The following is a 21,300-nucleotide window of genomic DNA, read 5'->3' as shown; positions in this document are numbered from 1 at the left end:
CTGTTATTGTAAAGCGGTCTTTCCTTGCATTGCAAACGCCCGGGAAGCGCGTACGTATTATTCGCCGATACGGGCGCACGCATCCGAGGTTAACAGACTCCTGCCGCCATGGTAAGATGGAAGAACTATGAACGTTCGACTAGGATGTGACCCGCTTGTTCGTGTTTCGCTTCGCGCTTCGGCTCTGCCGTCCGTATTGGGGCTCGCTGCTGTTGGTCGCGGCTTGCATCGTCGTCGAGACCGTATACGTCGCCGTCTCCCCGCTCAGCTTCCAATATTTAATCGACGACGCCTTCCCGTCGAAAGACGTCGGCCTGTTCTCGTTCATCATGACGCTGCTCGTTATCGGCGGGGCCGTCTACCTCGGCGCGGGCTTGCTTAGCGATCGTCGGCTGGCGAGGGTGAACGAACGAGCCGTCTATGATTTGCGCGCGCAGCTCTTCCGACACATCGCCGGGCAATCGGAGGACTTCCATCAACGATTCGACCAGGGATCGTTGACGAACCGGTTGACGGCCGACGTCTCGGCCGTCGACCGCACGATATCCGGCGTCATTCCGCGGACGTTCCGGGAGCTATTGGCGCTGCTGATCGGTCTCCATCTGCTGTTTCAACTGGAGTGGAAGCTGGCGCTCGTCATGATCGCCGGCTTCGTCGTTTTGTTCGCGAGTCCTTACGTGCTGCAGAGGAAAGCCGAACGCAGCTCGGAGCATTACCGCGGGGAGAACGACGCGTACATCGGCATGATCGACGAGGTGCTGAAAGGCCGGCGCGTCGTGAAGGGGATGCATGCAGCGCCTTACGTGCTTGGCAGAGCGGAACGCCGATTAGCTTCCTTGTTGACTGCCGGCATCCGAGTTACATTCGTGTATGCCCTGCTCGACCGTCTTCCGCAGACGGCGTTCCTCGCGCTGAACGGGGTCATGATCGGCTACGGCGGAACCCTCATTTTCCAAGACAGCTTGTCGGTCGGCGCGTTCATCGCGTTCTTCACGATCTTCATGGCCGCGGGGCAATCCGTCTCGTCGTTAGCGCAGATCATCCCGAGCTTGATCGAGGCCGGCGTCAGCTTCCGGCGTATCGACGAAGTGTTGCGGTACCGTTCCCCGCTGAAGCTGCCGAGCCGGCCGAGAACGTTCGAGGGGGTTCGAGACGGCTTCCGCTTCCAAGGCGTCTCGTTCGGCTACGACGAGCGCACGCTCGCGCTGGACGACGTCACGCTCACGATTCCGGCCGGCGGCATGACCGCGTTCGTCGGGCAGAGCGGTTCGGGGAAGAGCACGGCGCTGCAGCTGCTCCTAAGGTTCTACGATCCGAAGCAAGGATCGATCGAGGTCGACGGCATCGACCTGAGGGAGCTGAGCGAGACCGATTATCGGCGGCATACCGGCGTCGTCTTTCAGGATTCCTTCTTATTTAATGATACGATCCTTCGGAATATTAGCTTATCTCGTCCCGGGGTCGCCGAGGCGGACGTGCGCGCCGCGGCCGAAGCCGCTCGCATTCGCGAACTGATCGAGCGGATGCCAGAGGGGTATGCGACGCAGGTGAAGGATTTCGGCGGCAACTTCTCCGGCGGCCAGCGGCAGCGCATCGCGATCGCCCGCGCGCTGATCGGCTCGCCGCGCCTGCTTGTTCTCGACGAAATAACGTCGGCGCTGGATCCGTCGACGGAGGCCGAGATCAATGAGCTGATCGAGAGCTTCCGGGGGGAGCGGACGATCGTAACGGTTACGCATCGCCTCGCTTCCGTGACGAACGCAGACCTCATCGTCGTGTTTCGGAACGGCAGCGTCGCCGAGACCGGAACCCATCGCGAGCTGCTCGAGCGCGGCGGCCTGTACGCGAAGATGTGGGAGAAGCAGCACGGCTTCGTGTTGTCGGGCGACGGCTTCCAGGCGAAGGTCGAGGGGGAGAGGCTGTCGAGGCTGCCGTTCTTCCGGGGCATCCCGTTCGAGCAGTTGGACTCGATGTCCGATTTGTTCGTCACCGAGAAATACGATGCCGGTCATACGGTCGTCCGCGAGAACGATCGAGGCGACAAGTTTTACATCATCGTGCGCGGCCGCGTCTCCGTCGAGAAGGCCGGCGTTCGCGTAGCGGTGTTGGAGGACGGGGATTACTTCGGCGAGATCGCCTTGCTGAAGGACATCCCGCGTACGGCCGACATCGTATCGACGAAGCCGACCGTGCTGCTGTCGCTGCGCCGGGAGCAGCTGCTCCAGCTGACGGCCGCGTATCCGTCCATGCGCGAGGTGCTGGAACGCACGTTGGAGGAGCGGATGAAATGATCGAGATCGTACAATGCGGCGACGACGACGAACGCTGGGACGAATATTTCCTCCTGCTAATGGAGCATTACGGCGAGCTGACGTTGCCTTATGGATTCCGGGTAGCCTTCAGCTTTATCGGAAATCCGATCATCGAAGGCGATGCGCTGCTCGTTCGCGATGCCGACGGCCGCACGAAGGGGGTTCTCGGATTTACCTTCCCGGACGAGGGGGACGGCATGCCGTCCGCCGCGCGCGTCTGCCAAGCGGAGGCGTTGGTATTGCGGAAGGAAGCTCGCGACGCCACGACCTATTATCGGGTGCTTCAAGCGTTCTCCGACTACCTTTCCGAATGGGCGCCGGAGACGGAGACGATTCGGTTCTGGTCCCCGGCCGATCGGCCGGATTTGCGCAAGCTGTTCGGGAAGTGCTGCCGCCTCGTCAAGACGAGCGAGAAGGAGTACGGTCGCATCGACCTGTTCGAGACGGATCCGGCCGCTCTCGCTCGGTTTACGATGCGACGGGGAGGACGACGGCATGAGTAAAGCGTTACACGGGTATATTTGCCAAGAAGATTCCGATTTCAGTCGATGCATGACGTTCCTTCTGGAGACGAGACGCACGGCGGACCCAGGGCTTCGGACGGAGGACGCTTACGCCGCGATGCTCCGCGTGCTAACGTACGGAACGTTGCTTCGGGTCGAGGACGATCGGGGGGACATCGTCGGGATCGTCGGATACACGATCGGCTCTCCCCACCAAGACTACGAGGATCGTCAGACGGCCTACGTCGAATATTGTCTGGCCTCGGTTTCGCAACACGGCACGTCGTTTTTCCTGAAAGGCCTCGGAATGCTGGTTCGAGCGATCCAAGAGCGGCACCCGGATGTCGAATGGATGTCGTTAGCGGCGGCGACGGACCATCCCCGGAATAACCGCTTGTATTCGAAGTTCGCCCGACGGACCGGGCGGGTCGAGCATCCCCGGTTGAGCATGAACGTGTATGTCGCGGCGTTAGAGGATGTGTTGAAATATACGACCCGATTCGATTGACAGTCGGTAGACGTTCGAATAGTATGGAAGCAATAGGAAAAAGGAGGGATTTATTGTGGTCATCACGCCTGCAACGGTCAAGAGAGAAGCTGGTATTCGTCTCGGGAGCAAGTCCGATCCGAAAAACATTTCCTCGAACAACGATAAGCGCGCTTAATGTTCTCATCTAGGAATTAATTAAGAATGCTCCTGACCTCGCGGTCATGGGGCATTTTTTTCGTTTACATAATAAAGAGATGTAAAACTGCAGGTTTTTCGGCGGAAAACGGAGATGAAATGGCGAATACCTGCGAAAGTGCAGGTAATCGAAGGCCGTTGGTTACTTGCAACGCGATTTACATGCACTTTTGCAGGCATCGTGCGGTGCAGGGAATGCGGTGGGGGAAATAACTGTACTTCTACAAGCGAGGGGCATCATGTGCGTCGGACGACGGGGCACGATCTTCATAACGGCACGACGGTGAAGGCCGACGCGGGTTGGACGGCGTATGAATTGAATGGGCTCCTCGGGCATTCCCGGAGAGCCCTGTTTCGTCCCTAGGTGCTCCGCACAAAGCTTGTTATAATGAAGCTCTAGTTCATACCTTGCGAACAGGGAGCGAATACGAAAAAATGCAACAAGTCATGTTTATTCAAGTCGGCATGGGCATCGATCTTCACGGTCAAGACGTTACTAAGGCGGCCGTCCGCGCCGTGCACAACGCGATCCACCACAATTCCATGCCCGGCATCGTCAGCGTCTTGCCCGGCGGAGAGCTTTCCAATATGAAGGTGCGCGTCAAGCTGGCGGTGCCCGCGGATAAAGAGAAGCTGAATCTTCAGGCGGTACGGGACGAACTTCCCTACGGACAAGTGACGATCGAGCTGCTGGACGGAGGCATGCTGACGACGAGCGGCATCGTGCTGCCCGACAAGGACGATAAGAACGACCTCCTCTACGCGGTCATCGCGTCGGTCGAGGTGGGATACTAAAAATATCGCAACTTTGCATTCTGTACATCGAGGTTCAAATTGTACATAGGAATCCCCTAATGCGTTCGTGCTAATATAGAAAATGTACATTTTCGAAATGCGGCTTAGGGGGAACGGATCGATGTGGAAGAGGGGGAACTTTACGCGCAGCGTGGCGTTTCGGTGGATCGTCTCTTACGCCGTCATTTTGATGATCCCCGTTATCCTAAGCGTCATAATATACAGCCAGACCCGGGAAATCGTCGAATTCGAAATCGAGCGGGCGAGCGGCGCGATGCTGCAGCAGGTGAGATATATCGTGGATGGGGAGCTGCAGCAGATCGAAAGCTTGGCCGCGCAGCTTTCCATTCATCCGGACGTGCGCAAGTTTCTTGATTCGGCCGCGGAAGAAAACGCTTACCACATCTACAAGACGAAGCAGGAACTGAACAAGCTGCTGTCCACGAACGATTTTATCAAAGGAATATATCTGTATTCGGAGACGCGGCAGTCGGTCCTGTCGAGCGAAACGTACGTGCAGGATCGGATGTTTTTCGAGATGAAGCATCAGACCGACGCATTCGGTTACGAGGACTGGCTGCAGCTTATGAAGGAACGGCAGCCGGGCCGCTACGCGCTGCTCCCGGTCGAGAATGAAGGGAAGCGGACGGTGACGCCTTCCTATCTCCGGTCGTTCTCGATACAAGCGGGAGCCGGGCCGGCGGGCACGCTGCTCATTCCGCTGCACGCGGAGAAAATCAAGACGATGCTGGACAACATCGACTGGGTAGAGCAAGGCCAAGTGTTCATTCTGGATGCGAACGATCAAATTTTGTTTCGGAACGCGGGAGAAGCGACGATGGCGCCGACGGCGAACCAAGCGTGGCTCGAACGCGGCGCGGGCGCCTTCAACGACACGTTCGAAGGCGTCGAATCGATGATTACGATCGAGACGTCCGATACGACGGGGTGGAAATACGTCAGCGTGTTCCCGACGGACGTGTTCTGGGTACGGGCGCAGGCCATTCAACGATTGAATCTGCTGGGGCTGCTGCTCTGCTTCGCGATCGGCGGCGCGGTCATCTATTACTTCGCGCGCAAAAACTACGACCCGGTAAGAGAATTAGTGAGCGTCTTCTCCAGAGGCTCATCGTCTCAGACGAACCGAACCGACCTGGACGAATACACGTTCATCCGAAGAAGCGTGCTCGAGACGATCCGCGAGCGCGACGATATGACCAATAAGCACGTCCAACAGCTTCGGGTGCTGCAAAGCTATTACTTAGGGAGACTGTTGAAGGGCCAAGCCGATCGGAACGTGCCGCTCTCGGAGCTCGCGAAGACGCACAATTTAGACTGGACGTCGGACCGATTCGCAGCGTTGTTGTTTTATATCGACAGCGACGAGGGGGGCGTCGAGGACCTTGCGTTGTCGCAGTTCATCGTGTCCAATATCGTCGCGGATTCGGCGGGGGGCCGGGCAACGATTCACTTTACCGATGTGGACGGCACGCTCGCGGCGGTGGTCAACGTCGTTCGGGAACGCGCGGATGATTGGAAAGACGACCTGGAAGACGCGCTCGCGCAAGCTTCCGAATTCATCGCGGCCCGGTACAAGCTGCGCTTCACGACGGTGGGCAGCGAGCTTCAGACCGGCTTGGACGGCGTGCACCAAGCGTTCCTGCAAGCGTTGGAAGCCCAAGAGTACCGCATGGTGCTCGGGGAAGGCGGATTGATCTGGTACGGAGACGTGAAGCCGAGCGAAAGCAGTTATTTCTTCACCGTGAACGACCAGATCATTCTCATCAATTGCATGAAGGCGGAACAGTTCGAAAAGGCGAGACGCATGATCGACGACGTCGTCCAACAAGCTTTCCAACGCCAGACGTCGTTGGAAATCGCGAAGTGCGTCCTGCTGGACGTAGCGACGACGCTGATCAAGTCGATCCCCGATCAAGAGCAGGCGAGCATCGCCTGGGACGAATGGCGTCCGCTGAAGCGCCTGTTGTCCTGCGCGACGAAGGCGGAGTTCCATCAGGAGCTGCATGAACTGTTCGATCGGGTCGGCGGCGTGCTCCGGGCGAAGCAGAGCGTCCAGACGAACGCGGGCATCGGGGAGAAGGTCGCGGCTTTCGTGAAGGAGACCTATAGCGACAAAAATCTGAGCGTGTCGATGATCGGGGATACGTTCCGCCTAACGCCGCAGTACGTGTCGCGATTGTTCCGCGAGCAGACGGGGCAAGGGCTGCACGATTTTATTAGCCAGACCCGGGTGGAAGCGGCCAAGGCGTTGCTGGCGGAAGGGGCGCACATCGACGATACGGCGGAGCGGGTCGGCTTCGCCAGCGGCCACGCCTTCATCCGGGTCTTCAAGAAGTACGAAGGAATCACGCCCGGGAAGTACAAGACGATCCAATGACGGACGCCGGGAACGGACGGCTAGCGAAAGGAGAGAACTGGCCATGGAAGCGCGAATATTCGGTCGGACGGGGAAAAGCTGGATCGTCGCGGCGGCTCTAGTCGCGTTGATATCCGGATGCTTCGGCGGAGGAGGCGGCGGGAAGGGGCCGTCGTCCGAATACGCGGAAAGCCGAGGGACCGATTCGGCGGCGAAGCCGTTCGCTTATCCGATGCCGGACGCGCCCGAGCTGACGCTCATGACGGAATTCGCGGATATGGGAACGCCGAACCGAGGCGCGATCGACGTAGAATACGAGCGTCGAACCGGCATCCCGATCGACCATCTCGGCGGCGTTCCGATGCGGGACGATAAATTTCAATACCTGCTGGCTTCCGGCAATATGCCGGACATCTTCCTGAACAATTGGCTGCAGTACCCCGGCGGTCCCGAGAAGGCGATCGAACAAGGCTACATCCTGCCGCTCAACGACGTGATCGACCGATACGCTCCGAACTTCAAGCGCGTACTCGAGGAAAACCCGGAAATCGATAAGATGGTGAAGACGGACAGCGGCGTGTATTACGCGTTCCCGTTCATCCGATCGGAGGCGGGCCGGGTCTATGGCGGGCCGATCGTTCGCAAGGATTGGCTCGACGACTTGGGCCTCTCCGTACCGACGACGATCGACGAGTGGTACGAAGCGCTCAAGGCGTTCAAAGAGAAGAAGGGCGCGACGGCGCCGCTCACGTTCCGAACGTTGTTCCTTGGCGAACGAACGGCGGGCTTCGCGGGAGCGTTCGGCGTAATGGCTAACTTCTACGCGGAGGACGGGGTCGTGAAGTACGGTTACCTCGAGCCCGGGTATCGGGACTATTTGGAGACGATGAGCAAGTGGTACCGGGAGGGGTTGATCGATAAAGACTTCGCCGTGCTGGACCTGGAGACCGTGGACAAGAAGCTGACGACGGGGACGAGCGGGGCGACGATCGGATGGCACGCTTATGTCGAAAAGTATAACCTGGCGTCGCTCGCGAACGACTCGGAAGCAAGGTATGTGGCGGCTCCTTACCCGACGCTGCTCGAAGGGCAAATTCCGAAATTCGGGCAGCTCGATAACGCGTACGCCGGCACGAGCTCGGCCGCGATCAAGGCGACGACGAAGCATCTGGAGGCGGCGGCGCGCTGGCTGGATTACGCGTATTCGGAAGAAGGCAGCATGCTGAACACGTTCGGTATCGAAGGCGTGACGTACACGATGGAGAACGAGGAACCGAAATATACGGCTTTCGTCGAGGACAATCCCGACGGGTTATCGGGCGACCAAGTCATGCTCCAATACGCGCACCAGACGAACTTCCCGATGATTCAACGCGATTCGCGGTTGAAGTGGAAGTTCGAGGAGACGAATCGAGCTCCGGACGTGTGGGGAGCTACGGAGCACGAGGAATACTTGCTGCCGCCGATCACGCCGACGGCGGAAGAAGCGGGCGAGCTTTCGGCGCTGATGGATGCGATCGACGCGTACGCGAAAGACGCGGAGCTCCGCATCATTCTCGGCGTGGATCCGATCAGCGCTTACGACGAGATGGCGGAGCAGCTGAAGCGGCTGGGCATCGAACGCGTGTTGGAAATTAAACAAGCGGCATATCGACGTTATTTGAGCAGATGACCTCCGAAATATCGGAGGTCGTCTTTTTTTGCGAAAATGTTCATTGGTTTCAAGTTGGCGCCCCCGTTTTTTGCGCAACTGTACATCATTTTCGTTATTGCACATTGATGGAGATACCCGATCCGACTACAGTGAGGGGGCGACGGGGCGACGGGGCGGCGGCGTCCGAGTCGCGGCAAGGGCAAATTTCCGTATGGAAGGGACGACGTCATGGGAGCTCATGCAGAGAAGAAGGCCGCGGATGCGGGCCCGCTTTGGAAACACGTTCGGAAGGAATGGAAGCTGTATTCGTTCCTGATCCTTCCGGTTATCTACTTCGTCATTTTTAAATACGCTCCCATGGTCGGCAACGTCATTGCTTTCCGAAAATATCGGGGCGGGCCGAACATCTTCGGTTCGGAGTGGGTCGGATTCCAGTATTTCGAGATGTTTACGAAAGACCCGACGTTCTGGAGAGCGTTCTTCAACGATCTAAGCTTGAGCGTCAGTTATCTCGCGGTCCGATTTCCGCTGACGCTCGTCTTCGCGCTCCTTCTCAACGAGCTGGTAAGGATGAAGTGGAAGAAATTCATCCAGACGGTATCTTATCTGCCTCATTTCATCTCGATGGTCATCGTGGCCGGGATGGTCAAGGAGATGGTGAGCGTAACCGGACCGATCAACGCCTTCCTGACGTGGCTCGGATACGAGAAAATATCGTTCATCTCGCTTCCGGAATGGTTTCCGACGATTTACGTCGCCTCGGGCATCTGGCAAGCGCTCGGATGGGGGACGATTCTGTATTTGGCCGCCATGACCGGAATCAATACAGGGCTCTACGAAGCTGCGAAAATCGACGGCGCGAGCCGGTTCCGCTTGGCTTGGCACGTGACGATTCCCGGTATTCTGCCGACGGTCATGGTGCTGCTGATTCTCGACATCGGCAACATCTTGGGCTCGAATTTCGAGAAAATCCTGCTTCTGTACAATCCGCTTACGTACGAAACGGCGGATGTCATCTCCACCTACGTATACCGGATGGGCATTACCGGCGGCAACTTCAGCTACGCGACCGCGGTCGGGTTGTTCGAGGGCGTCATCGGCCTCATCCTCGTGACGATCGCGAACGAAATTTCCAAACGGACGACGAAAGCCAGCCTATGGTAGAGAGGAGATTCGATGTGAAAACGCCATCGTCCTTCAGCCTATTCAATCTCGTCAACGGTATCGTCATGCTCCTCGTCGTCTGCTTTACATTATATCCGTTCCTTTACCTCGTGGCGCAGTCCTTCAGCTCGGAAGCCGCGATCTACGCGGGGAAGGTGTCGGTGTGGCCCGTCGACTTCACGACCAAGACGTACGAGGTCATTCTGAGCAAACCGGACTTCTTCCGTTACTACGGCAACACGATTTTGTACTCCGTCGTCGGCACGTGCATCGCCGTCGCGGCCACGGCCGTCATGTCGTATCCGCTTTCCAAAGAACGGCTGCGGCTGAACAAATTTCTCATCCCGTTCGTGCTGTTTACGATGTATTTCGGCGGCGGCCTCATCCCGAACTATATTTTGGTCGCGAAGACGCTCGGCATGCGGGATACGATATGGGCGATCGTCATTCCCGGAGCGATCAGCGCCTTCAACGTCATCCTGATGAAGACGTTCTTCGCGAGTCTCCCGAACGAGCTCGAAGAAGCGGCTCGCGTCGACGGTCTGGACGTCTTCGGCATCTTTACGAAGATCGTGCTGCCGCTGTCGAAGCCGATCCTGGCCACGATTACGTTGTTCGTCATGGTCGGGATGTGGAACAACTGGTTCGGGCCGTCGCTCTTCCTGCAATCGAAGGAGAAGTGGCCGATCGCTTTGTATTTGAAGCAAATCATCGATAACGCGGTCAGCCCCGCCGAGATCGGGGCATCGTCCGATCAAGCCGCCCAGATCGCGGCCAGCGTCAAGTCGACCGCCATGGTGCTTACCTCGCTGCCGATCATCTGCGTATACCCGTTCGTCCAGAAGTATTTCGTGCAAGGGATGATGATCGGCGCCGTGAAGGGGTAATCGGTATAACCGGAGGGGCGGCGCCGCTTCGTTATATACATCAACGCAATAGAAATCAAGGGAGGCACGGGTATGGAAAGGTTTAGCAAAGCAGCGTTACTCATGACGCTGGCGGTGACGGTCGCGATCCTGTCGGCCTGCAATTCGCAGTCCGGGGGCGCAGGCGCTTCTTCGAACGGGGAATCGCCCGCTCCGCCGGCGGAGGCGGGCGGCAAAGACGAACCGGCGACGGCGATTGCGGATTACGTCTTCGGGGAGGACCAGACGTTCCGCTCCAACGAGCCGGTGACCTACTCCATGATGTACAGCGATCATGAGGGCTACCCCTACAAAGAAGATTGGCGGCTGTGGAGCGCCATTCAAGAGAAGTCGAACGTCACCTTCGACTTGTCGATCACGGCGCGAACGGAATACGAAAATCAGAAGTCTCTGTTGGTCAACAGCGGCGATGCGCCGTATATCATTCCGAAGACGTACGACGAATCCGCCTTCGTCGCATCCGGCCAAATCGTGCCGGTCAGCGATTGGGTCCAATACATGCCGAACTATATGAAGGCCGTGAAAGCGTGGGGCATGGAAGAGGACTTGAAGGCGAAGCTGAAGGAAGACGGCAAGTATTACGTCCTTCCGGGCATGTGGGAGGCGAACGGCGGCGGATATTCCTATATCATCCGCAAGGACGTCTTCGAAGCGGCGGGCATCGACGTCGAAGCGGAGCAGGCGAATTGGACGTACGAGTCGTTCGCGGAAGCGATGAAGAAGGTGAAGGAATTTACCGGCGCGCCTTACGTGTTTTCCGATCAATTCAAAGGCGAATCGACGTTGAACATCGCGGCCGTCCAATACGGCGTTACCGGAGGATGGGGTCTCTCCAACGGGTTGACCTTCGACCACGAGAAGCAGCAATTCATATTCGCCGATGCGTCGGAGGATTTCAAGGCGTACCTGACCTACTTCAACCGCTTACTCGCCGACGGCGTCATGGATCCCGAATCGTTCACCCAGGAGGACGAAGTCGCCAACGCCAAGTTTTTCAAGGGCGACACCTTCGTAATGAACGGAAACTACCAGTTGCTGTCGAATTACAAGTCCAAGATGCAGGCTCCGGAAGCCGAACTGTACATGATTACGCCGCCGGGCGGCCCGAAAGGGAAGCTTCAAGTCGAAACCTCGCGTCTGGAGAACGGCATCATGATCAGCCGGAACGCGCTTGACGACCTGGGCGAGGAAGGCTTTATCCAGATGCTTCGCTTCGTCGACTGGCTCTGGTATTCCAACGAAGGGCAGACGCTCAGCCTCTGGGGCGTCGAAGGAGAGACGTATACGGTCGACGCGGAAGGCAATATCGTGCTCAATCAAGACATCTACTACAACGGCTTGAACGAAGGCGCGACGAAGCAGCTGAACGCCGACTTCGGCTTCGCCGGCGGCGTGTTCGCTTACGGCGGCACCTCCAAGCTGAAGATGTCCAAGATGTCCGAAGGCGAGAAGGACTACGTCAATCGGATCTTGACGACGCGCGAGCCGCGCAAGCTGCAGCCGCCGATCATGGCGACGCCGGAAGAGACCGAGCAGATGAATCTGATCAAGACGCCGCTCATGGATTATGTCAAGACGATGACGCTCAAGTTCATTACCGGTCAAGAAAGCCTAGATAACTGGGGCCAGTATACGGCGCAAGCGGAGGCCAACGGCAGCGCGCGATATGCGGATATGGCGAACGACATTTTCCAGAAGACGAAGAGTTTGTTAGGGGATTGACTCGAACATGGGCCGGGCGCGAGCGCCTGGCCTTTCATTCTAAATTAATGGCGAAAGCGGGCGCATCGACCATGAATACGACAGAGCCGTTCAACGACGGCTGGGCATTCGCAAGGAGCGGTCTGGACGTCGCCGATCCCGCCGGGCTGCGCTTCGAACCGGTGGATCTTCCCCATGATTGGTTGATTGATAACCCATCCGCGCTATACGAGAACGGGATAGGCTGGTATCGGAAGCGACTCGTCCGGACGGCGGAAGACGGCGGCCGAGGACGGCGGCTTCTGCTCTATTTCGAAGGCGTGTACATGGATAGCTCCGTATACGTCAACGGACGGCTCGCGGGCGAGTGGAAGTATGGCTACTCCTCCTTCGAGCACGACATCTCGGACGCCGTCGTCGAAGGCGCGAACGACATCCTCGTGAAGGTCGTGCACCAAAGTCCGAACAGCCGATGGTATTCCGGGGCAGGCATCTATCGGAACGTCTGGCTGAAGACGCGAGGCGACGACCATATCGTCACCGACGGGGTCTATGTGTCGAGCCGGCCGCCGGTCGACGGAAGCGACGCATGGTCGGTGGAGGTCGATACGGATGTGCGTCTCGCGGGTGACGTCACTCTCGTGCACCGCATCGTCGATCGAGGCCGCACGATCGCGGAAGCGTCGGAGACGATGCTTCTCGCCTCCGGGCGGGAAGCGAAGGGACGCGCCCGGTTGTCGGTGGAGAAGCCGCTGCTGTGGAGTCCGGAGGAGCCGAATTTGTACCGGTTGGTCACGCGGTTGGAGCGAAGCGGGGAGCTGCTGGAGACAAGCGAGCGGTCGATCGGCTTCCGGGACGTCGTCTTCGATCCGGAGCAGGGGCTGCGGGTCAACGGGAAGAAGCTGAAGCTGAACGGCGTATGCGAGCATCACGATCTTGGCGCCTTGGGTGCGGCGTTCAACGTCCACGCGCTGCGAAGACGGTTCCGGCTGCTGAAGGAGATGGGCGTGAACGCAATCCGTACGGCGCATAACATGCCGGCGCCGCAGCTGATGGATCTGGCGGACGAGATGGGGCTGTTCGTCGTGTCGGAAGCGTTCGATATGTGGGAGCGATCCAAGACGCCGTACGATTACGCAAGATTCTTCAAGGGTTGGGCCTATCGCGACGTGAGGAGCTGGGTGCTTCGGGACCGCAATCACCCGAGCCTCCTCATGTGGAGCATCGGGAACGAAATCTACGACACGCATGCGGACGAGCGAGGGCAAGACGTTACGCGAATGCTTATGGAATATGTGCTCGAGTTCGATCCGAAGCGGAATGCGCGGGTCACGATCGGGTCCAACTATATGCCTTGGGAACCTGCGCAGAAGTGCGCCGACCTCGTCAAGCTGGCCGGCTATAATTATGCGGAAAAGTATTACCGGAAGCACCATGAAGAGCACCCGGATTGGATCATCTACGGCAGCGAGACCGCTTCGATCGTACAAAGCCGGGGCGTCTACCATTTTCCGTTCGAGACGTCGATTCTGGCCGACGACGACGAGCAATGCTCCGCGCTCGGAAACAGCTCGACGAGCTGGGGCGCGAAATCCGCGGAAGCTTGCATCCTGGCGGAGCGGGATACGCCGTTCTCTTTAGGACAATTTTTATGGACCGGCTTCGATTATATCGGCGAACCGACGCCGTATCATACCAAGAATGCTTACTTCGGCCAGCTCGATACGGCTACGTTCAAAAAAGATTCGTATTATATCTATCAAGCCGCTTGGACGGATTACCGGACGAACCCGATGGTTCATGTTTTCCCGTATTGGGATTTCAACGGCGGGCAGCGGATCGACGTCCGCGTCTGCTCGAACGCGCCTAGGATCGAGTTGTTTTTCAATGGCGCGTCGGTCGGCGCGATGAACCTCGACCGCGAACGCGGGACGCAGCTCGTCGGCTGGTGGAAGCTTCCTTATGCGGAGGGGGAAATCAAGGCCGTCGCGTACGACGAAGCGGGCGACGTCATCGCGACCGACGTCAGGGCGTCCTTCGGGGACGCGAAGCGGATTCGCTTGGAGGCGGATAAAGAAGCGCTGACGGCGGACGGCGCCGACCTGATGTTTTTGGAGATCGGCATGGAGGACGAAGACGGCCGTCCGGTCGAGAACGCCAACAACCGGGTCCGCGTCGAGGTCTCGGGGGCGGGCCGACTGCTGGGTCTCGATAACGGAGACAGCACGGATTTCGACCCGTATAAGGGACTCAGCAGAAGATTGTTCAGCGGCAAGCTGATGGCGATCGTCGGGGCGACGCTGTCCCCGGGACGCGTTCGCGTCGAGGTGTCGTCGGCGGGCATGCCGTCCGCCCTATTGGAATTCGATTCCCATGCGGCGAAGGGCGGCGCGCCGGCAGGGGTTTCGGCGCAGACGAGCAACCGGGATCTGCCGTGCGCGACGGGGCGCTTGGACGAAATTCCGGTTCGCAAGATCGAACTCGTCAGCGAATCGGGCCGAAGCTTCGATCCGTCCGTACGGGAGATCGTCGTCCAAGCGACGCTGCGGCCGGACAATGCGACGGATCGGGACGTCGAATGGCGCGTCGTCACGGACGAAGGCATCGACTCGAACCTCGCTTCGGTCGAGGCGGCCGGGCTGCGGGCGAAGGTGACCGCGCTCGGCGACGGAGCGTTCCGTCTGCGCTGCACGAGCAAGAACGGCACGGACAAGACGAAGCTGATCTCGCAGCTGGAGTTCACGGCCACGGGGCTCGGGACGGCTTACAAGGATCCGTACGGATTTATCTCGGCGGGATTGTACGATTACGCCAAGGGGGAGGTCGGGAACGGCAACGAACGGGGCGTCGCGACGAGCCGAGACGGGGAGACGCTTGTCGGCTTTCGCGGCATCGACTTCGGGCCGTACGGCTCCGATACGTTGACGATCCCGATCTTCGCGCTTACGAGCGAACCGTACGCGCTGCAAATCTGGGAAGGGATGCCGGACGAAGCGGGCAGCGTCCTGGTGGCGGACGTCGTCTACCAGAAGCCGTCCAAGTGGAATGTGTATCAGGAGGAGACATATCGGCTGACGAAGCGGCTTCGCGGCGTGACGTCGATCTGCTTCGCGCTTCGGCGGAAGGTGCATATCAAGGGCTTCTCCTTCGAACGGCAGAGCCGGGCGTTCGAACGCAACCAGGCGGCCGACTGCGACCGGATGTACGGCGATGCGTTCGCCGTCGTCGGCCGTCGCGTCGAAGGGATCGGCAATAACGTCTCGCTGGAGTTCCACGGGATGGACTTCGCGGCCGAAGGCGCGTCGAAGCTGATCGTTCGAGGGAGGTCGCCGATCGAGAACACCATTCATATCCGGTTCTCCGGCACGGACGGGGAGAGCAGCCGGCTCGTGGAGTTCGAGAAATCCGACGGATACGAGGAGCGCGCGTTCGATATGGAGAAGGTATCGGGGCTGCGGCAAGTGACGTTCATCTTCCTGCCGGGCAGCCGATTCGACTTCGATTGGTTCCGTTTCGAGCGTGGATAGGTTTTGTTCGAATATTCTTGTATTACTTGTATACAAGTATGCGGAGAACATGTTATGCTGTGCTCAGGTACGAAGAGCAACCTATCGGAGGTATTCCTATGCTCGACCTCGAGCTGAGCAAGCCGGACCCGCGGCAGTCGGCCCGCGACTATGTGTACGACATGCTGCGAGACAACATCATACGCTTGAAGCTGAAACCGGGGCAGCCCCTCTCGGAAAACGAACTCGCGGCCAAGCTGCGCATCAGCCGAACCCCGATTCGGGAAGCGCTCGCGCGTCTTTCCCAAGAACAGCTGCTCGAGGTGCTGCCGCAGCGCGGCACCTACGTCTCCTTGATCGACTTGGACCAGGTGGAGGAGGCTCGCTTCGTTCGGGAGCAGCTCGAGCCCGCCGTCGCGAGAGCGGCCTGCGAACGGTTCGCGTCCGATCATCTCGTGCAGCTGGAGATGAACGTCCTTCTCTTCGAGAAATTCGTAGGGGAGAAAAATTACGCCAAGCTGTTCGGGCTGGATATCCAGTTTCACGAGACGTTATTCGCGGGCGGCGGCAAGGAGCGCACGTGGAAAATCGTGAACGCGATGAACGCCCATCTGAGCCGGATTCGCATGCTGAGTCTCGCTTCGGAGTTTAATTGGAGCACGATCGTCGCGCAGCATCGAGCGATCGTCGAGGCCATCTCCGGCAGAAACCCCGACGAGGCGGAGCGGATCATGAAGGAGCATGTGACCTTGATCCTTCAGGACCAAGAGGCGTTGGTGCGAAAATTCGAGGGCTTCTTCAAGCCCCGATGAGAAGGCGGGATGACGGTATGAAAATGGTGTTTCGTTGGTTCGGCGAAGGCAACGACCAAGTGCCGTTGGCGCATATCCGGCAAATTCCCGGCGTAGAAGGGATCGTCTGGGCGCTGCACGACGTGCCCGTCGGGGAGGAATGGCCGACGGAGAAGATCGAAGCCGTTCGGCTCCAGGCGGAAGCCCACGGCTTCCATATCGACGTCGTGGAAAGCGTCAACGTGCATGAGTCGATCAAGCTCGGCTTGCCGTCGCGGGATCGGTACATAGAAAACTACAAGAGGACGGTCGAGAAGCTGGGCCGCGTCGGCGTCAAGGTGATTTGCTACAACTTCATGCCCGTCTTCGACTGGATCCGGACCGAGCTGTATCGGGAGCTGGAAGACGGCTCCACGGCGCTGTTCTACGAGAAGAGCTTGTTGCAAAACATGGATCCGCCGGAGCTGGTGCGCAAGATCGCGAACCATCCGAAGTTCACGATTCCCGGCTGGGAGCCGCAGCGGTTGGAAGCGCTGTCGGAGCTGTTTCTCGCCTACCGGGACGTTACCGAAGAGCGGCTGTGGAGCAACTTGCAGTTTTTCTTGGAAGAGGTCGTTCCGGTTGCCGAACGGAGCGGGATTCGCATGGCGGTCCATCCGGACGACCCGCCTTGGTCCGTCTTCGGTCTGCCGCGTATCGTAACCGGTCGGGCCAATATCCGGAGACTGCTGAAGCTGGTGGACCGTCCGGCGAACGGGGTCACCCTGTGCAGCGGGTCGCTCGGCGCCGATCCGGCGAACGACATACCGGCGATGATTCGCGAGTTCGCGGATCGCATTCCGTTCGCCCATATTCGGAACGTGCGCGTCTACGAGAACGGCGACTTCATCGAGACGTCGCATCGGACGTCCGACGGAACGGTCGATATCGCCGGCATCGTGCAGGCGTATCACGACGTCGGCTTCGCGGGATATGCGAGACCGGATCACGGCAGGCATCTATGGGGCGAGCAGTGCCGTCCCGGGTACGGGCTGTACGACCGCGCCATGGGCATTATGTATCTCTGGGGTCTCTGGGACGCTCTGGAACGCCGGAACGAAGGGAGGCGGCATTGCCATGCTGCAGATCAATGAGCGCTTGAAGGGCAAAGTCGCGGTCGTCACCGGCGGCAGCGGCGTATTGTGCGGCGCCATGGCCGTCGAGCTGGGCCGGCAAGGCGCGAAGGTGGCCGTTCTGAACCGCAAGGCGGAGAACGGCGCCGCCGTCGCGGAACGGATTCGGGCCGCGGGCGGGGAGGCGGTGGCGATCGCCTGCGACGTGTTGGACGCCTCCAGCGTAGCCGCGGCGGAGGAAGAAGTGTTCCGGACGTTCGGGCCGTGCGATATTTTGATTAACGGGGCCGGCGGCAACCATCCGGATGGAACGACGACGAAGGAAACGCTGAAGCTCGAGGACTTGGGGCGAGCGGGGATGCGGAGCTTTTTCGATCTGAGTCCGGAAGGATTCAGCTTCGTGTTCAACTTAAATATTCTCGGCACCCTGATCGCTACGCAGACGTTCGCGAGACGGATGCTCGGACGGGAAGGCTGTACGGTGATCAATATGTCTTCCATGAGCGCGCCGAGTCCGATGACCAAGGTGCCCGCCTACAGCGCGGCGAAAGCGGGAATCGACAACTTCACGCAATGGCTGGCCGTTCACCTGGCGGACGTCGGCATTCGAGTGAACGCGATCGCGCCCGGCTTCTTCTTGACGGAGCAAAACCGGAATCTGCTCACCGAGCCGGACGGCGGCCTGACCGAGCGGGCGCATAAGATCATTGCGCATACGCCGATGAAGCGCTTCGGCAAGCCGGAAGACTTGCTCGGCGTCCTCCTCTGGCTGATCGATCCGGAGCAGTCGGGCTTCGTGACCGGCGTGACGATCCCGATCGACGGCGGCTTCATGGCCTATTCCGGCGTGTAGGGAGGCGGCCGATATGTCCCGGTCCGTAACGGCAGGTCAGTTCATCGAGAGGTATGTGCAGCCGCCGACGTCGTCGGGGGCGGGATCCGGGGCGACGGTCGACGGCTTCGTGGCGGGGGCGCCGAATACGATCGTAACGGGCGTCGTCACCGCGTTCCTGGCTTCGCAAGCCGTGCTGGAGCAAGCCGTCGCCCTTGGCGCCAATCTGGTCATTACGCACGAAGGGATCGATTACAGCCATCATTCCAACGCGTCTTTGCTGCGGGACGAGGATCCCGTATGGTCGGCGAAGCAAGCTTGGATCGCCGGCGCGGGGCTCGTCGTGTACCGGTATCACGACGGCATGCATCGTCGCCGGCCGGACGAGATCGCGGCGGGTCTCGTCGAGGCGCTCGGATGGGAGTCCTGCGTCGAGGACATTCGACCGGAAGCCAGCATCGTCCGGCTCCCGCCCTTCGAACTTCGTTCGCTTGCGGCGTTGCTGAAGGAAAAGCTTAGCCTCCCCTATGTCCGCGTCGCCGGCGACCCGGACGCCCCTTGCGCCCGGATCGGCGTGACGGTCGGATACCGGGGCGGCGGCGCCGCGGCGATCCCTCTGCTCCGCGAGGTCGACGCCGTCGTCGCCGGCGAAGGGCCCGAATGGGAGACGCCGGAGTACGTAAGCGACGCGCTGCATCAAGGCAGGAAGAAGGCGTTCCTCCTTATCGGTCACGCGGCGAGCGAGGAGCCGGGCATGCGGCGGCTGGCGGCGCGGCTGCAAGCGGCTTGCCCCGACGTGCCGGTTCGCTTCGCCTCCGGCCGGCAGACGCTTCAACTGTTGTAGCAAATCATAGGTTCCCGGGAGGACGATCTTGCATGCAAGACCAAACGTATGAGGAAGCGTATGCTTGCTGGCTCCGATACCGCGCGGTCGAAGACGACCCGCTGCGGCAGTCGTATTTGCGCGCTTGCGCCTCCATCGCCATGACGGACGCTTCGGCGGTGCTGGATGCCGCGCGGCGAGAGCTGACCGACGGACTGCGCGCGTTGCTCGGGACGGCGCCGGCGTCGGCGTCCGCCGAGGACGCTTCGATCGTGGCGGGGACGCTCGGCAGCGATCCCCGGCTCGATGCGAAGAGCCTAGGGGCGGACGGCGGTCGGCTCGGCGAGGAAGGCTACGTGATTCGTCGATCGGTCGGCGGTCCGATCGTGCTGGCCGCGAATACGGAGCGAGGCGTGTTGTATGCGGCGTTCCGCTTCCTGAAGCTGCTCCGGACCGGAGCGTCGATCGAACGCTTGGACGTGACCGACGGCCCCGCGAATCGGCTGCGGATGATCAACCATTGGGACAATATGGACGGAAGCGTCGAGCGCGGGTACGCGGGTCGATCGATCTTCTTCCGAGACGGTCGGTTCATCGAAGACTTGTCCCGGATCCGGGACTATGCGCGGCTGCTTGCGTCCGTCGGCCTTAACGCCGTCTCGATCAATAACGTGAACGTGCACAAGACGGAGACGCGGCTGATAGCGGAAGACTTCCTCCCGGACGCGGCGCGCGTCGCGGACGTCTTCCGATCGTACGGCGTTCGGCTGTTCCTGAGCGTCAATTATGCCGCGCCCATCGAGCTCGGGGGTCTTGCCACCGCGGATCCGCTCGATTCGGAGGTCGCGAATTGGTGGGCGGACCGAGCCGAGACGATCTACCGGTACGTTCCGGATTTCGGCGGCTTCGTGGTCAAGGCGGATTCGGAATTCCGGCCGGGGCCGTTCACCTACGGCAGGAATCATGCGGACGGAGCGAACATGCTGGCCGACGCGCTCGCGCCGCACGGCGGGATCGTCGTCTGGCGCTGCTTCGTCTATAACTGCCTGCAGGATTGGCGAGACCGAAAGACGGACCGAGCCCGCGCCGCCTACGATCACTTCAAGCCGTTGGACGGTCGGTTCCGGGACAACGTCGTGCTGCAGATCAAGAACGGACCGATGGATTTCCAAGTCCGCGAGCCGGTATCGCCGCTAATCGGCGGCATGACGAACACGAATCAACTGATGGAGCTGCAAATTACGCAGGAGTATACCGGGCAGCAGCGGCACTTATGTTACCTCGTCCCGCAATGGAAGGAAGCGCTCGACTTCGACACGTACGCTCGGGGCGAAGGCTCCCTCGCAAGCGAGGCGGCGAGCGGGGCGCTGTTCGATCGGCCGCTCGGCGGGATGGCGGCCGTGTCCAATATCGGGGACGACCCGAATTGGACCGGACATCCGCTGGCGCAGGCGAACCTCTACGGCTTCGGCAGACTGGCCTGGAGTCCCCGCGCCGCGGCGGACGACATCGCGCGCGAATGGATCCGCATGACCTTCGGCGGCGACCCGCGGGTGATGGAGGTCGTTCTCGACATGCTGCTCCAGTCCTGGAACATTTACGAATCTTACACGGCGCCGCTCGGCGTCGGATGGATGGTGAACCCGAACCACCATTACGGTCCGAACGTGGACGGGTACGAATACGCGAAGTGGGGAACGTATCATTTCGCGGATTGCCGGGGGATCGGCGTGGATCGCACGGTCGCTTCCGGCTCGGGGTATACGAGCCAGTACCGCTCGCCGCAATCCGACCGATACGAATCGCTGACGGAGTGTCCCGACGAGCTGCTCTTATTTTTCCATCATGTGCCGTATACGCATCCGCTTGCGTCGGGCAAGACGGTCATTCAGCATATTTACGATACGCATTTCGAAGGAGCGGACCGCGCGGCCGAGCTGCTCGCGCAGTGGGATACGCTGCAAGGCGCCGTCCCGGAAGCGACGTTCCGGGAGGCGCGCGAACGATTCGTTCATCAGGCGGAGCACGCCAAGGAGTGGCGGGATCAGATTAACACGTACTTCTACAGGAAGTCGGGGATTCCGGACGCGCGCGGTCGGAAAATCTATTAATCAAGCAT

Annotated in this window: 15 protein-coding genes; all 15 read left to right on the top strand. The window is 59.8% G+C overall.

The features are described from left to right. Nucleotides 1–161 precede the first annotated feature (161 nt). The 15 genes from RIN49_RS16325 (at nt 162) to RIN49_RS16255 (ending at nt 21,292) form a co-directional block, all read left to right on the top strand. Nucleotides 162–2,291 carry an ABC transporter transmembrane domain-containing protein gene (locus RIN49_RS16325; RefSeq protein ID WP_309121260.1) on the top strand — a complete coding sequence of 710 codons (2,130 nt, stop codon included), beginning with the start codon at nt 162–164 and terminating at the stop codon, nt 2,289–2,291. Beyond that, the gene (locus RIN49_RS16320) at nt 2,288–2,815 is read left to right on the top strand and encodes a hypothetical protein (RefSeq protein ID WP_309121233.1); all 528 of its coding nucleotides are present in this window, start codon (nt 2,288–2,290) and stop codon (nt 2,813–2,815) included. The genes RIN49_RS16325 and RIN49_RS16320 overlap by 4 nt, the downstream gene beginning before the upstream one ends. Continuing rightward, nucleotides 2,808–3,323, top strand: a complete 516-nt coding sequence (locus RIN49_RS16315; protein WP_309121232.1) for a hypothetical protein — start codon at nt 2,808–2,810, stop codon at nt 3,321–3,323. Before RIN49_RS16320 ends, RIN49_RS16315 begins: the two co-directional genes overlap by 8 nt. Nucleotides 3,324–3,935: 612 nt before the next feature. Continuing rightward, a complete protein-coding gene (locus tag RIN49_RS16310; RefSeq protein WP_309121231.1) occupies nt 3,936–4,295 on the top strand; it encodes a Lin0512 family protein in 360 nt (119 codons plus the stop codon). Between the two features lie 121 nt (nt 4,296–4,416). Beyond that, nucleotides 4,417–6,693, top strand: coding sequence for an AraC family transcriptional regulator (locus RIN49_RS16305; RefSeq protein WP_309121230.1), 2,277 nt, complete (start codon nt 4,417–4,419; stop codon nt 6,691–6,693). A gap of 43 nt (nt 6,694–6,736) precedes the next feature. Further along, entirely contained in the window at nt 6,737–8,344 is a 1,608-nt protein-coding gene (locus RIN49_RS16300; protein ID WP_309121229.1) for an extracellular solute-binding protein, read from the top strand. A 210-nt stretch (nt 8,345–8,554) separates the two neighbouring features. Then, the gene (locus tag RIN49_RS16295; RefSeq protein ID WP_309121228.1) at nt 8,555–9,490 is read left to right on the top strand and encodes an ABC transporter permease; all 936 of its coding nucleotides are present in this window, start codon (nt 8,555–8,557) and stop codon (nt 9,488–9,490) included. 14 nt (nt 9,491–9,504) lie between these two features. Continuing rightward, on the top strand, nt 9,505–10,377 hold the full coding sequence (locus tag RIN49_RS16290; RefSeq protein ID WP_309121227.1) for a carbohydrate ABC transporter permease: 873 nt from the start codon (nt 9,505–9,507) through the stop codon (nt 10,375–10,377). A 72-nt stretch (nt 10,378–10,449) separates the two neighbouring features. Beyond that, entirely contained in the window at nt 10,450–12,138 is a 1,689-nt protein-coding gene (locus RIN49_RS16285; protein ID WP_309121226.1) for an ABC transporter substrate-binding protein, read from the top strand. A gap of 71 nt (nt 12,139–12,209) precedes the next feature. Beyond that, nucleotides 12,210–15,644, top strand: coding sequence for a glycoside hydrolase family 2 TIM barrel-domain containing protein (locus tag RIN49_RS16280; protein ID WP_309121225.1), 3,435 nt, complete (start codon nt 12,210–12,212; stop codon nt 15,642–15,644). 98 nt (nt 15,645–15,742) lie between these two features. Then, the gene (locus RIN49_RS16275) at nt 15,743–16,435 is read left to right on the top strand and encodes a GntR family transcriptional regulator (protein WP_309121224.1); all 693 of its coding nucleotides are present in this window, start codon (nt 15,743–15,745) and stop codon (nt 16,433–16,435) included. Between the two features lie 17 nt (nt 16,436–16,452). Beyond that, complete coding sequence (uxuA, locus tag RIN49_RS16270; protein ID WP_309121223.1) at nt 16,453–17,547, top strand: mannonate dehydratase; 1,095 nt, start codon at nt 16,453–16,455, stop codon at nt 17,545–17,547. Continuing rightward, nucleotides 17,531–18,379 carry an SDR family oxidoreductase gene (locus RIN49_RS16265; RefSeq protein ID WP_309121222.1) on the top strand — a complete coding sequence of 283 codons (849 nt, stop codon included), beginning with the start codon at nt 17,531–17,533 and terminating at the stop codon, nt 18,377–18,379. The genes uxuA and RIN49_RS16265 overlap by 17 nt, the downstream gene beginning before the upstream one ends. A 13-nt stretch (nt 18,380–18,392) precedes the next feature. Next, entirely contained in the window at nt 18,393–19,202 is an 810-nt protein-coding gene (locus RIN49_RS16260) for a Nif3-like dinuclear metal center hexameric protein (protein ID WP_309121221.1), read from the top strand. 32 nt (nt 19,203–19,234) lie between these two features. Further along, nucleotides 19,235–21,292: an alpha-glucuronidase family glycosyl hydrolase gene (locus RIN49_RS16255; protein WP_309121220.1), complete on the top strand. Its 2,058-nt coding sequence runs from the start codon at nt 19,235–19,237 to the stop codon at nt 21,290–21,292. The last annotated feature ends 8 nt before the right edge of the window (nt 21,293–21,300 follow it).

Source organism: Paenibacillus sp., assembly GCF_031177825.1.
GTDB lineage: Bacteria > Bacillota > Bacilli > Paenibacillales > YIM-B00363 > Paenibacillus_AE.
Note: the sequence above shows the minus strand (reverse complement) of the source record. Positions and strands in the feature narration are given on the sequence as shown.

What these genes read in the sequence shown, in the direction of transcription:
- RIN49_RS16295 (WP_309121228.1), top strand. Translation starts at nt 8,555, where the DNA reads ATGGGAGCTCATGCAGAGAAGAAGGCCGCGGATGCGGGCCCGCTTTGG.
- RIN49_RS16265 (WP_309121222.1), top strand. Translation starts at nt 17,531, where the DNA reads ATGCTGCAGATCAATGAGCGCTTGAAGGGCAAAGTCGCGGTCGTCACC.
- RIN49_RS16305 (WP_309121230.1), top strand. Translation starts at nt 4,417, where the DNA reads ATGTGGAAGAGGGGGAACTTTACGCGCAGCGTGGCGTTTCGGTGGATC.
- RIN49_RS16320 (WP_309121233.1), top strand. Translation starts at nt 2,288, where the DNA reads ATGATCGAGATCGTACAATGCGGCGACGACGACGAACGCTGGGACGAA.
- RIN49_RS16315 (WP_309121232.1), top strand. Translation starts at nt 2,808, where the DNA reads ATGAGTAAAGCGTTACACGGGTATATTTGCCAAGAAGATTCCGATTTC.
- RIN49_RS16285 (WP_309121226.1), top strand. Translation starts at nt 10,450, where the DNA reads ATGGAAAGGTTTAGCAAAGCAGCGTTACTCATGACGCTGGCGGTGACG.
- uxuA (WP_309121223.1), top strand. Translation starts at nt 16,453, where the DNA reads ATGAAAATGGTGTTTCGTTGGTTCGGCGAAGGCAACGACCAAGTGCCG.
- RIN49_RS16310 (WP_309121231.1), top strand. Translation starts at nt 3,936, where the DNA reads ATGCAACAAGTCATGTTTATTCAAGTCGGCATGGGCATCGATCTTCAC.
- RIN49_RS16280 (WP_309121225.1), top strand. Translation starts at nt 12,210, where the DNA reads ATGAATACGACAGAGCCGTTCAACGACGGCTGGGCATTCGCAAGGAGC.
- RIN49_RS16260 (WP_309121221.1), top strand. Translation starts at nt 18,393, where the DNA reads ATGTCCCGGTCCGTAACGGCAGGTCAGTTCATCGAGAGGTATGTGCAG.
- RIN49_RS16255 (WP_309121220.1), top strand. Translation starts at nt 19,235, where the DNA reads ATGCAAGACCAAACGTATGAGGAAGCGTATGCTTGCTGGCTCCGATAC.
- RIN49_RS16300 (WP_309121229.1), top strand. Translation starts at nt 6,737, where the DNA reads ATGGAAGCGCGAATATTCGGTCGGACGGGGAAAAGCTGGATCGTCGCG.
- RIN49_RS16275 (WP_309121224.1), top strand. Translation starts at nt 15,743, where the DNA reads ATGCTCGACCTCGAGCTGAGCAAGCCGGACCCGCGGCAGTCGGCCCGC.